Annotated in this window: 10 protein-coding genes; 9 read left to right on the top strand and 1 reads right to left on the bottom strand. The window is 50.6% G+C overall.

Annotated features, from left to right (window positions below; all coding sequences use genetic code 11):
- Positions 1 to 70 precede the first annotated feature (70 nt).
- Entirely contained in the window at positions 71 to 427 is a 357-nt protein-coding gene (locus ACLTOH_RS09580) for a SpoVA/SpoVAEb family sporulation membrane protein (protein WP_022313592.1), read from the top strand.
- Positions 428 to 486: 59 nt separating this feature from the next.
- On the opposite strand, the gene ACLTOH_RS09575 is transcribed toward ACLTOH_RS09580, so the two are convergent.
- A complete protein-coding gene (locus ACLTOH_RS09575; RefSeq protein WP_337537123.1) occupies positions 487 to 981 on the bottom strand; it encodes a DUF5721 family protein in 495 nt (164 codons plus the stop codon).
- 431 nt (positions 982 to 1,412) lie between these two features.
- Between ACLTOH_RS09575 and ACLTOH_RS09570 the strand changes: the two genes are divergently transcribed.
- The 8 genes from ACLTOH_RS09570 to infB all read left to right on the top strand — a co-directional run bounded on the left by ACLTOH_RS09570 (position 1,413) and on the right by infB (position 12,205).
- The gene (locus ACLTOH_RS09570; RefSeq protein ID WP_337535870.1) at positions 1,413 to 2,249 is read left to right on the top strand and encodes a DegV family protein; all 837 of its coding nucleotides are present in this window, start codon (positions 1,413 to 1,415) and stop codon (positions 2,247 to 2,249) included.
- A 523-nt stretch (positions 2,250 to 2,772) separates the two neighbouring features.
- Complete coding sequence (locus tag ACLTOH_RS09565; protein ID WP_119624343.1) at positions 2,773 to 4,626, top strand: NAD(P)-binding protein; 1,854 nt, start codon at positions 2,773 to 2,775, stop codon at positions 4,624 to 4,626.
- Positions 4,627 to 4,653: 27 nt separating this feature from the next.
- Positions 4,654 to 6,396, top strand: a complete 1,743-nt coding sequence (locus ACLTOH_RS09560) for an NADH-dependent [FeFe] hydrogenase, group A6 (RefSeq protein ID WP_412224037.1) — start codon at positions 4,654 to 4,656, stop codon at positions 6,394 to 6,396.
- A gap of 501 nt (positions 6,397 to 6,897) precedes the next feature.
- The gene (rimP, locus tag ACLTOH_RS09555; RefSeq protein WP_412224009.1) at positions 6,898 to 7,362 is read left to right on the top strand and encodes a ribosome maturation factor RimP; all 465 of its coding nucleotides are present in this window, start codon (positions 6,898 to 6,900) and stop codon (positions 7,360 to 7,362) included.
- Between the two features lie 97 nt (positions 7,363 to 7,459).
- Complete coding sequence (nusA, locus tag ACLTOH_RS09550) at positions 7,460 to 8,584, top strand: transcription termination factor NusA (protein WP_022313423.1); 1,125 nt, start codon at positions 7,460 to 7,462, stop codon at positions 8,582 to 8,584.
- A gap of 3 nt (positions 8,585 to 8,587) precedes the next feature.
- A complete protein-coding gene (gene rnpM / locus ACLTOH_RS09545; protein WP_022313422.1) occupies positions 8,588 to 8,860 on the top strand; it encodes an RNase P modulator RnpM in 273 nt (90 codons plus the stop codon).
- On the top strand, positions 8,847 to 9,164 hold the full coding sequence (locus ACLTOH_RS09540; RefSeq protein ID WP_022313421.1) for a L7Ae/L30e/S12e/Gadd45 family ribosomal protein: 318 nt from the start codon (positions 8,847 to 8,849) through the stop codon (positions 9,162 to 9,164). The genes rnpM and ACLTOH_RS09540 overlap by 14 nt, the downstream gene beginning before the upstream one ends.
- A gap of 17 nt (positions 9,165 to 9,181) precedes the next feature.
- Complete coding sequence (gene infB, locus ACLTOH_RS09535; protein WP_412224008.1) at positions 9,182 to 12,205, top strand: translation initiation factor IF-2; 3,024 nt, start codon at positions 9,182 to 9,184, stop codon at positions 12,203 to 12,205.
- The last annotated feature ends 36 nt before the right edge of the window (positions 12,206 to 12,241 follow it).

Here is a 12,241-nt window from a genome sequence, read left to right as displayed (position 1 = left end):
AGAATGCATAATTTTAAGAAAAAGTGCAGAGACTGTCCTTAAACAGATAGTAAGGGGGGAAATGCAGAGAATGGATTATATCAATGCTTTCTGGGTGGGCGGCCTGATCTGTGCTTTGGTGCAGATATTAATGGAAAAAACGAAGATGATGCCGGGACGCATCATGGTGCTTCTGGTGGTCACCGGTGCGGTCATCAGTGCCCTTGGCTGGTATGAACCGTTTCAGGATTATGCGGGAGCAGGAGCCAGTGTACCGTTATTGGGCTTTGGAAATGTATTAATGAAGGGCGTGAAAGAAGCGGTGCAGGAACAGGGATTTTTAGGACTGTTTGCCGGAGGATTCAAGGCTGGAGCCGTGGGAACCTCCGCAGCGCTGATCCTCGGTTATCTGGCGAGCCTGCTCAGCAAACCGAAGATGAAGGAGTGACCGTCAGGAACCGCTCCTACGAATGATTCGAAGAACTGGGGATACCCCGGAGAGCGGGATCAGAGTTCTTCGTAGGAGATCCCCTTCAGATCCAGATATTTTTTCAGTGCCTTGTCCCAGGCGGTGTCGGCACTTTTGTCCATGGTGAAGGTCTGGTAGGCGCACCCGGTGGTGAGAACCGTTTTTTCCCCGTCGTAGCGGATGTTCAGCACCAGTGCCCGGATGACGTCAGGGTCCACCTGGGCTTTTTCCAGCATGGAGGCTGCCTTATCGGGCTGCATATGAAGTACGAATTTAAAATACAAAGGAGTGTGTTTTCCCTTGATGAGGTCAAAGCACAGTCCTTTTATTTTGCTCCAGGATTGCAGATCCCAGGGGATGCAGTCTTCCCCCCGTTCGTCCGCGGGATAGAAGTCCTTGTTGATATGCCCGTCGATCGTCACGGTGAGAGCCGTACTGACGGTGGCTTCTTCCAACAGGAAAGGATCGAAAGTATCCGCTACCAGCAGGTGGTTCATAAAATTTTTCATGGATGTAATCTGTAATGCGATCATAGGGACTCCTTATATGTTTGTGAGAAGAACTCTGTGAGGAGCTTCGGTCGAAACGGAACAATCCTACCCTCTATTCGCATATCGTGGGATTATCATCCCACTTTTATGCTCATATCGGGGCGGGTCCTAAGGTCTTTCACCCACTTATGAGCAAGCTCATATGGGCTTAGACCTTTTGACCCTGGCATCATATAATATGCTGGCTATATAGAAATAGTATATACGAAGTCCGCCGAAAAGGGAATATGAATATTTTGTATAAAGGCTTTACGAACGGAATGTTTCGTGTTATTATAAGTAGTATTAAAAACTACATAGTATGGTTTTAAAAAATGAAAATAATTGTAACTATTCAGTGCCGCATTCGCAGAATGACTCTTTCGGAGACATAATTTTGAATAGCTGCAATCAATCATATGGAGATAGATAATATGAGTTATAAAATTGTAGTAGACAGCTGTTGTGAATTGCCGGAAGAATATTTGCAGGATCCCCGGTTCGAGATCGTGCCCCTGGGACTGGAAGTGGGAGATTACCAGATTCAGGATGATGAGAATTTTGATCAGGCGGAATTCCTGAAAAAGGTGGCAGAGTGTCCGAAATGTCCCAAGTCGGCATGCCCTTCCCCAGAGCGTTTCAGGGAAGCCTACCACACAGAAGCAGAGCATGTGTATGTGATCACTTTATCCTCCCACCTCAGCGGAAGCTACAACAGTGCGGTGCTTGGTATGAATCTGTATCGGGAAAAATACGGGAAGAAGCAGATCCACGTCATCGATTCCGAGTCCGCCAGCTGTGGTGAGACCCAGATCGTGAAGAAACTGGTAGAACTGGAAGAGCAGGGTCTTTCCTTCGAAGAAATCGTGAAGCAGATCGAAGAGTTCCGCAGCAATGTGCATACCTATTTTGTACTGGATAATCTGGAGACGCTGCGCAAGAACGGCAGACTGACCGGTGTGAAAGCACTGGTGGCATCCACGCTGAACATCAAGCCGATCATGGCCGGAGACAAGGGCAGTATCGTGCAGAGAGGCCAGAGCGTCGGCATGAAGAAAGCACTCCGAAGAATGGCGGAGATCGTTCTGGAAGAGGCAGGGGATACGAAGGAACGTTTCCTGATGATCACCCACTGCAATGCTCCTGACCGCGCCGAGACCATGAAGAAGCTTCTTATGGAAAAGGCAGAGTTCAAAGGATGCCTGATCATGGACACCCGCGGTGTCAGCAGCATGTACGCCAACGATGGCGGCGTGATCGTGACGGTGTAAAAAGATTAATATCATAGGCAATATAGCTCCGGCGGATTAGCCTGTCATTTTTTGTTTCTGACAGCCTGTTCCGCCTGGGCTATTTTTTTCATAAAAAGCAAATATAGAGGGCATTTTATGAAAAACAGAATTTGAGAGAGCGGTGCCATGAATCTGGCAAAATAAGAAATTGAAATGTAAGAGCTTACATACACGTCAGACAAACATCCTCATGCATATTCCACAAAAAGATAGATAAAAAATTAACTTTCCTAAAAACTATTGATAGTTTTTATTATTTAAGATACAATTGCACATATACAAAAATCAGTAGCCGACAAGAAACGGCTATTTTTTAAAAAATAAAATGTAAGCACTTACACGGCGCAACAGGCAGCCAGCTCAGGTGGCCAATGCCATAGTACGTGTCAGTAAAACACCGCACCCGCAGACGGAGAGCAGCACGCCATAGCCGTGGCCGGCGGCGCCCGTGGCGCAGGGCATAAAAGTAACGCAGGCATCAGCCCGCAGAATGGAGAAGATTATGAGCCGATTGAAGATAGCTACCCCGAATAAAGCACAGCTTACGGTGGAACGCCTGTACAAAGATCTGGAGAGAAGAATTATCGCCAGCCCGCCCGGATTATGTCCGGTGGACCTGCAGCTTTCTTTTCTGAAAATGTGTCATGCCCAGACCTGTGGTAAATGTGTGCCCTGCCGTGTGGGACTGGGGCAGTTGCAGAACCTGATGGAGGATGTATTGGCAGGCAAAGCCACCCTGAAGACACTGGATCTGATCCGGGATACCGCTTCCGACATTGTGGACTCCGCTGACTGTGCCATCGGTTACGAGGCGGCCCATATGGTACTGGCCGGACTGGAAGGCTTCCGTGAGGATTATGTCTACCACATTGAACATGGCGGAAAATGTTCCTGCCATATTACCCAGCCGGTTCCCTGTGTGGCTCTGTGCCCCGCAGGTGTGGATATCCCCGGTTACATAGCACTGGTGAAGGAAGAACGTTATGCGGATGCCGTGAAGCTGATCCGCAAGGACAATCCTTTCCCCACCGCCTGTGCCCTGATCTGTGAGCATCCCTGTGAGGCAAGATGCCGCCGCAACATGATCGACAGTGCCATCAATATCCGCGGCCTGAAGCGTATGGCAGTGGACAATGCCAGAGCCAACACGGTTCCCGTGCCTGAGAAAGCGGAGAGCACCGGTAAAAAAGTAGCAATCATCGGCGGAGGCCCCGGCGGACTGTCTGCGGCATATTATCTGGAGCTAATGGGACACCATGCCGTGGTATTTGAGGAAAAGAGCAAGCTGGGCGGTATGCTGCGCTACGGAATTCCCAACTATCGCTTCCCGAGAGAACGCTTACAGGAGGACATTGACACTATTCTGTCCACCGGAGTGGAAGTGAAATTGAACACCAGAGTCGGCAACGGCGAAGGTGAGATTTCTTATAATAAGCTGCACGAAGAATACGATGCAGTCTATATTGCCATCGGTGCCCATACGGATAAAAAGATCGGTATCGAGGGAGAGGATGCCAACGGTGTCATGTCTGCAGTGGAAATGCTGCGCCGCATCGGTGACGATGACATGCCGGACTTCAAGGACAAGACCGTAGTCGTAGTCGGCGGCGGTAACGTAGCCATGGACTGTACCCGTTCCGCCATTCGTCTGGGTGCGAAAAAGGTGGGAATTGCCTACCGCAGAAGACAGACCGATATGACGGCGCTTCCTGAAGAAGTGGAAGGCGCCATCGCAGAGGGCGCAGAGCTTTACAGCCTGAAAGCACCTCACAAGATCGAAGCCGACGAGAACGGCAATGTGACGGCTCTGTGGGTAGAACCGCAGATCATCGGCCCCATCGATGCCTGGGGACGAGCCCGTCCGATCCAGGCGGATGTGCCTCTCCTTCGAATCCCCTGTGATATCGTCGTGGTGGCCATCGGTCAGGGTATCGAGACCCGCCATTTCGAGGAGGCGGGTATCTCCGTAAAACGAGGCACCATTACTGCCATGAGTGACAGTGAAGTCAAGGATGTCCACGGTGTATTTGCCGGTGGTGACTGTGTGACCGGTCCGGCTACCGTCATCCGTGCCATTGCCGCCGGAAAAGTAGCAGCAGCCAATATCGATGAATATTTGGGTTACCACCATGTAGTACCCTGTGATGTGGAGATCCCGCCGGTATCCTACGAGGACAAGGAACCTTGCGGACGGATCCAGCTGAGTGAAAAGGAAGCAGGAGAGCGCAAGACGAATTTCGATGCATTTGAATGCGGCATGACGAAGCAGGAAGCCTGCCAGGAAGCGGGCAGATGTTTACGCTGCGATAAATACGGCTACGGAAGCTTAAAGGGCGGCCGAGCTGCCATCTGGTAAAAAGAGGAGCAAACAATGGGCGAGAAAATGATAAACCTTACAATAGACGGCGTGCAGCTGCAGGTCCCGGAGGGAACCAGCGTCATGAGCGCGGCAGCAGGCGTGGGAATCGAAGTACCGCATCTGTGCTTTTTAAAAGACATCAATGAGATCAGTGCCTGCAAGGTCTGTGTGGTGGAAGTGCAGGGAAAAAGCAAGCTGATCACAGCCTGCAACAGCCCGGTGGAAGAGGGAATGGTAGTGTATACCAATTCTCCGAAGGTACGCCGTGTGCGCAAGACAAATGTGGAACTGATCCTGTCCCAGCATGATTGTCACTGTGCCACCTGTGTCAGAAGCCGTAACTGTAATTTACAGCAGATTTCCAACGATCTGGGAATTCTGGAAGTACCTTTTACCGAGGAAGTTCCCGAGACACCCTGGGATCATTCTTTCCCTCTGATCCGGGATTCCAGAAAATGTATTAAATGTATGCGCTGTGTACAGATCTGCGATAAAGTCCAGGCCATGCATGTCTGGGATGTACAGAACACCGGATCCCGTACCACAGTAGATGTGGCGGATAATAAGACCATCGATTGCTCCGACTGTACACTGTGTGGACAGTGTATTACCCATTGTCCTACCGGAGCATTGCGGGAACGAGACGATACATACAAGGCTTTCGAGGCACTGGCGGATCCCGAGAAGGTCACAGTAGTCCAGGTGGCACCGGCGGTAAGAACCGCATGGGGCGAGGAACTGGGACTGAATGCGGAGGAAGCTTCCGAGGGCAAAATGGTGGCAGCGCTGAAGCGCATTGGTTTTGACTATGTATTTGATACCAACTTCGCAGCGGATCTGACGATTATGGAAGAGGGAAACGAACTGCTGGATCGGCTGGACAATTCCCGGAAATATGCATGGCCCATGTTTACCTCCTGCTGTCCCGGCTGGGTAAGCTTCGTGTCCAAGAAGTATCCGGAGTATCTGCGGAATTTGTCCACGGCAAAATCCCCCCAGCAGATGTTCGGTGCCATGGCGAAGACTTATTTTGCACAGAAGAAAGGGATTGATCCCAATAATATCTGCTGTATCTCCATCATGCCCTGCGTATCCAAGAAGAGAGAGGCTTCTCTTTCTTATATGAAGAGCGCCGGAGCCGGACAGGATGTGGATATTGTACTGACCACAAGAGAATTCGTGCGGATGATCCGTGCCGAGCATATCAATACCCGGTTCTTAAAGGAGCAGGCTTTTGATTCTCCTCTGGGAGAAAGCACCGGTGCCGGAGTGATCTTCGGTGTCACCGGCGGTGTCATGGAGGCAGCACTTCGTACCGCATATGCAGTAGTGGAAGGCAAGAATCCGGAAGCAGATGCTTTCCGGGCAGTCCGGGGAAGAGACGGCAGAAGAGAAGCAGACTTCACACTGGGAGATCAGATCTTACATACCTGTACTGTCAGCGGACTGGCCAATGCGGAGAAGCTGATGGAGGACATTAAGGCAGGAAGGGTATCCTATGATTTCGTGGAAGTCATGGCATGCCCCGGTGGTTGTGTCGGAGGCGGCGGACAGCCCATCCACGACGGATGCGAATTCGCGGAGCGGCGCGGAGGCACCCTGTACCGTCTGGACAGTGAGAGAAAGCTTCGCTTCTCCCATGAGAACCCCGAGGTACAGAAGGCCTACGAAGAGTTCCTGGGCAAGCCCCTCAGCCACACCGCCCATAAGCTTTTGCATTCCGAACACGTGAACGAACTGTACTTTGAAACACATAACTACTTGTAATACCAGGTGACCGATTCAGCCGCAGGGCATGCTTGCATGCGCCTGCGGCTGAATCAGGGAACCGCCCAAACATGAGGAAGAAGCGATTTGCGAAGCAAATCAGCGGAATCCGAATGTTTGCAGAATTGCGAAAGCTGCACGGCAGCGGAGCAATTCGTGGGTATTACAATGTATGGGCATACCTGCATGCGCCTGCGGCTGAATCAGGGAACCGCCCAAACATGAGGAAGAAGCGATTTGCGAAGCAAATCAGCGGAATCCGAATGTTTGCAGAATTGCGGAAGCTGCACGGCAGCGGAGCAATTCGTGGGTATTACAATGTATGGGCATGCTTGCATGCGCCTGCGGCGGAATCCGAATGTTTGCAAGACCCTATTGACATTTTTTCACACAGGGTCTATACTGTGTATAGTTTAAAGATGATTACTAGAGTAAGAGTGGACGCGCGCCACTCTTTCTTGTTGTTGTAACGACAGCTCATATCAGTAAAGGAGGGCCTACATGTCCAAACGAGAGGACTACGAAAACAGAACCGAAGAACTGCTGACGCCCATCGCAGAAGTAAGTCAGGTGGAGATCTACGATGTGGAGTATGTAAAAGAAGGCAGTGACTACTATCTGAGAGCTTACATCGACAAGCCGGAAGGTGTGAACATTCTGGATTGCGAGAATGTCAGCAGAGCATTATCCGAAGCTCTGGACAAGGCTGATTTCATTCCGGATGCTTACATTCTGGAAGTCAGTAGCCCGGGACTGGGTAGAACGCTGAAAAAGGATAAGCATTTGCAGAAGAGCATCGGTGAAGAAGTAGAGATCAAGCTGTTCAAGCCCATTGACAAATGCAAAGAGTTTTCTGGCATTCTGGAGAGCTTCAATGCAGATAACATTACGATCACGGAAGACGGCAACCCGAGAACTTTTGCCAGAGCAGACATTGCCCTGATCCGTCTTGCATTAGATTTTTGATACTATTCAGAGCCAAAGGGCGAAGGAATAGTTATAGCTTGTAGAATAAGAAGAAACCATACACTAAGAAAAGGCGAAAGCCGGAATGGAGGAAATGATGAATAAGGAATTAATGGAGGCACTGGACGTTCTGGAGAAGGAGAAGGAGATCAGCAAGGAGACCTTGTTTGAAGCCATCGAGAACTCCCTGATGACAGCCTGCAAGAACCATTTTGGAAAGGCTGACAATGTCCATGTGGAGATTAATAGAGAGACCTGCGATTTTCTGGTATATGCTGAGAAGGAAGTCGTTCCCACGAAGGATGATGTGGAGGATGACTGCCTGCAGATTGCTCTGGAGGATGCACAGGAGATCTCCAAGAGAGCACAGGTGGGCGACATGATCCATGTGGAGATCAAGTCCAAGGAGTTCGGCCGTATCGCTACCCAGAATGCCAAGAACGTGATCTTACAGAAGATCCGTGAGGAAGAGAGAAGCGTGATCTACAACCAGTACTACGAGAAGGAAAAGGATGTTGTGACCGGCGTAGTACAGCGTTATGTAGGCAAGAACATCAGCATCAATCTGGGTAAGGCAGATGCTATGCTGACCGAGAACGAGCAGGTAAAGGGCGAAGTATTCAAGCCCACCGAGCGTATCAAGGTTTACATTGTGGAAGTAAAGAACACCCCGAAGGGACCCCGCATCAATGTCAGCCGTACCCATCCGGAACTGGTAAAGAGACTGTTCGAGTCCGAAGTTACCGAGATCAAGGACGGTACCGTAGAGATCAAGAGCATTGCCAGAGAGGCAGGAAGCCGTACCAAGATCGCTGTATGGAGCAATAACCCCAATGTAGATGCTGTCGGCGCCTGTGTAGGTATGAATGGTGCCCGCGTCAATGCTATCGTGGAAGAGCTGCGCGGTGAGAAGATCGATATCGTGAACTGGGATGAGAACCCCGGTAACCTGATCCAGAATGCACTTTCTCCTGCCAAGATCGTAGCAGTATTTGCAGATCCCGATGAGAAGACAGCAAAGGTAGTCGTACCCGATTATCAGTTGTCTCTGGCTATCGGTAAGGAAGGTCAGAACGCAAGACTGGCAGCAAGACTGACCGGCTACAAGATCGACATCAAGTCCGAGACTCAGGCCAAGGATGCTCCCGGCTTCCGTTATGAGGACTATGTGGATGATTACGAAGATGATACCGTAGACGATTTTGATGGAGAGCAGGAATAATCAATGGCAAAAAAGATTCCACTGAGGCAGTGCGTAGGCTGCGGAGAAATGAAAGGCAAAAAAGAAATGCTGCGTGTCCTGAAAACACCGGAAGATGAGATATGTCTGGATGCAACCGGCAAAAAAAACGGACGTGGTGCATATATATGCAGACAGAAGGAATGTCTGCAGAAAGCCCGGAAGAATAAAGGATTAGAACGTTCTTTCAAGATGAGTATTTCTCCTGAGGTATATGATACACTGGAAAAGGAGTTTGATCAGCTTGAAACAGAATAAGATTTATTCCCTTTTGGGACTTGCGATGAGGGGGCGTAACCTGGTAAGCGGTGAATTCCAGACGGAGGACGCTGTGAAAAAAGGTTCTGCCATGTTGGTGATCGTTGCAGAGGATGCATCGGCCAATACGAAAAAGTTGTTTCACGACAAATGTTCCTATTATGAAGTCCCGGTATATGAATATGGCACGAAGGAAGAACTCGGCTGGGCCATCGGCCGGGATCTGAGATCTTCGGTAGGTGTGTGTGATGCGGGACTGGCAGATGCACTCATCAAGCAATTGGAAGCGAATTTGCCCGGTTAGGCAGAATGGAGGAAAGCATGGCGAAAATCAAAGTACATGAACTCGCAAAAGAATTGGAACTACAGAGTAAGGATATATTAAGTTTTTTACAGGAAAAAGGAATTGAGGCAAAGGCAGCACAGAGCTCGCTGGAAGAGGATGCGGCAGCACTGGTACGCAACAGCCTCGGAAAGAAAAAAGCAGCTGCACCCGCAGCACAGAAAGCTCCGGTAAATACCGAAAACGCAAAGCCTGCTGAGGAAAAGGCTCAGGCACCCGCAAGGGAAGCAAAGGCTCAGGAAACGAAAGTTTCCGAGGAGACCAAATCTACTGAGGAGACGAAAAAGAAGAAAAAGATTATTTTCGTTAGCAACCCTCAGAATTCCAAGATGCCCGGACAGCGTCAGGGTGGTCAGAGTGGACAGAGTGGACAGGGACAGAGAAATGCAGGCGGACAGCGTCCGAATCAGGGCGGCAGATACCAGAACAATGGTTACCAGAATAATTCCTACGGCAACCGTGTTCAGGCACAGGCTCCCGTACGTCCCATCAAGCCGCTGACCCCTCCGTCTCCCACTCCCAGCGTGGCAATGGTACCCGGCAACCGTGGACAGCAGCCTGCGAAAAAGCCTCAGACACAGGCACCGGTAAAGGAGCAGGCAGTACAGAATACTGCAGCCGCACAGGCACCTCAGGCAGCACAGCCTGCACAGAATGTGGCACAGACCAGACCGGCAGACAGACCTCAGAACGGTAACCGTGACAACCGCGATAACCGTCAGGGCGGTTACGGTCAGAATAATCGTGACAACCGTGGACAGAACGAGCGTGGCCAGGGCGGTTACAACCGTGACAACAGAGACGGCAATCGTGACAATCGTCAGGGTGGTTACGGACAGGGTAACCGTCAGGGCGGACAGAATGGTAACAGAGGAGGTATGGGCAATGGCAGACCTCAGGGAGGCGGATTTAACAGACAGGGTCGTCCGGGTATGGAAGGCGGTCAGGGTGATCGCCGCGGTAACGGCAATGGTGAGCGCGGTTACGGCAATAACGGCCGCGACGGAAGAGGCAATGGCGGATCGGGTAATCGATTCGGAGATAACAGACAGAATAAGGGCTTCGCTCCGGAACCTGCAGGCAAGGATCTTGAGAAGAAGCGCGAAGATGAAAAGAGACGTTTCAGCCAGGAGAAGGACAACAAGCGTTCCAAGAAGGACCATATCTACGAGGACGAGGACGCGCTGAAGAATAAGCCCGGACGTTTCATCAAGCCGGAAAAGAAGAAGGAAGAGGTACAGGAAGAGCAGATCAAGGTGATCGTGCTGCCGGAATCCATTACCATCAAAGAACTGGCTGAGAAGATGAAGTTACAGCCCGCAGCCATCATCAAGAAGCTGTTCCTGGAAGGTAAGATTGTAACCGTGAACCAGGAGATCTCCTATGAAGATGCAGAGAACATTGCCATGGAATATGACATTCTCTGTGAAAAAGAGGTCAAGGTAGATGTCATCGAAGAACTGTTGAAGGAAGATGAAGAGGACGAGGCAGATCTGGTGGAGAGACCTCCCGTAATCTGTGTTATGGGTCACGTTGACCATGGTAAGACTTCCCTGTTAGACGCTATCCGTAAGACCAACGTAACCGATCGTGAGGCAGGTGGTATCACCCAGCACATCGGTGCTTATACTGTAAATGTGGGAGACCGTAAGATCACCTTCTTAGATACTCCCGGACACGAAGCATTTACCGCCATGCGTATGCGTGGTGCCAATGCGACCGATATCGCTATCCTGGTAGTAGCAGCGGACGACGGCGTAATGCCCCAGACCGTAGAGGCGATCAACCATGCAAAGGCAGCAGGTGTGGAGATCATCGTAGCAGTGAACAAGATCGATAAGCCCTCAGCCAACATTGACCGTGTAAAACAGGAGCTGGCAGAGTACGAGCTGATCCCCGAGGATTGGGGTGGAAGTACCGTATTTGCACCGGTATCTGCGAAGAGCGGAGAAGGTATCGACCAGCTGCTTGACATGATCCTGCTGACCGCAGATATCATGGAACTCAAGGCCAACCCCAAGAGAAAAGCAAGAGGTCTGGTCATCGAGGCAGAGCTGGATAAGGGACGCGGTCCCGTGGCTACCGTACTGGTACAGAAAGGTACCCTGCATGTGGGAGATTTCATTTCCGCAGGCGTGGCACACGGTAAGGTAAGAGCCATGATCGATGATAAGGGACGCAGAGTAAAAGAAGCAGGACCGTCTACCCCTGTAGAAATCCTGGGCCTGTCCGATGTTCCCAGTGCAGGTGAAGTATTCCTGGCTCATGATAATGATAAGACAGCAAAATCCTATGCGGAGACCTATCTGGCACAGAACAAGGAAAAGATGCTGGAAGAGACCAAGGGCAGAATGTCCCTGGATGATCTGTTCAGCCAGATCCAGGAGGGTAATCTGAAGGAACTGAACCTGATCGTCAAGGCTGACGTACAGGGTAGTGTCGAGGCTGTAAAACAGTCCCTGATGAAGCTGTCCAACGAAGAAGTAGTAGTTAAATGTATCCACGGCGGCGTAGGTGCCATCAATGAGTCCGACGTATCTTTAGCAAGTGCGTCCAACGCGATCATCATCGGATTCAACGTTCGTCCCGATGCGACTGCCAAGGCAACCGCAGAGAGAGAGGGCGTGGATGTACGTCTGTACAAGGTCATCTACCAGGCTATCGAAGATGTGGAAGCTGCCATGAAGGGTATGCTGGATCCCGTATACGAGGAGAAGGTTATCGGTCATGCAGAGGTTCGTCAGATCTTCAAGGCATCCGCTATCGGTAACATCGCAGGTTCCTATGTTCTGGACGGTGTGTTCCAGAGAGGCTGTAAGGTTCGTATCACCCGTGAGGGCGAGCAGATCTTCGAAGGCAACCTGGCTTCCTTGAAGAGATTCAAGGATGATGTGAAGGAAGTTAAGGCCGGATATGAGTGTGGTCTTGTATTCGAAGGCTTTGACAAGATGCAGGAGCTGGATATCGTAGAAGCCTACATTATGGTAGAAGTGCCCCGATAGGGAATATTTACAAAGCATCCGTTCGCAGAAGCATTC

Source organism: Waltera sp. (genome assembly GCF_046969025.1).
Lineage (GTDB): Bacteria > Bacillota > Clostridia > Lachnospirales > Lachnospiraceae > Acetatifactor > Acetatifactor acetigignens.
The sequence above is the reverse complement of the archived record's forward strand: the minus strand, read 5'-3'. Positions and strand labels throughout refer to the sequence as shown.

Bases quoted from the DNA above. Each gene is read 5' to 3' on its own strand.
- rnpM (WP_022313422.1), top strand. From the start codon at position 8,588: ATGGCAAAAAAGATTCCACTGAGGCAGTGCGTAGGCTGCGGAGAAATG.
- ACLTOH_RS09570 (WP_337535870.1), top strand. From the start codon at position 1,413: ATGAGTTATAAAATTGTAGTAGACAGCTGTTGTGAATTGCCGGAAGAA.
- rimP (WP_412224009.1), top strand. From the start codon at position 6,898: ATGTCCAAACGAGAGGACTACGAAAACAGAACCGAAGAACTGCTGACG.
- ACLTOH_RS09560 (WP_412224037.1), top strand. From the start codon at position 4,654: ATGATAAACCTTACAATAGACGGCGTGCAGCTGCAGGTCCCGGAGGGA.
- ACLTOH_RS09575 (WP_337537123.1), bottom strand. From the start codon at position 981: ATGATCGCATTACAGATTACATCCATGAAAAATTTTATGAACCACCTG.
- ACLTOH_RS09565 (WP_119624343.1), top strand. From the start codon at position 2,773: ATGAGCCGATTGAAGATAGCTACCCCGAATAAAGCACAGCTTACGGTG.
- infB (WP_412224008.1), top strand. From the start codon at position 9,182: ATGGCGAAAATCAAAGTACATGAACTCGCAAAAGAATTGGAACTACAG.
- nusA (WP_022313423.1), top strand. From the start codon at position 7,460: ATGAATAAGGAATTAATGGAGGCACTGGACGTTCTGGAGAAGGAGAAG.
- ACLTOH_RS09580 (WP_022313592.1), top strand. From the start codon at position 71: ATGGATTATATCAATGCTTTCTGGGTGGGCGGCCTGATCTGTGCTTTG.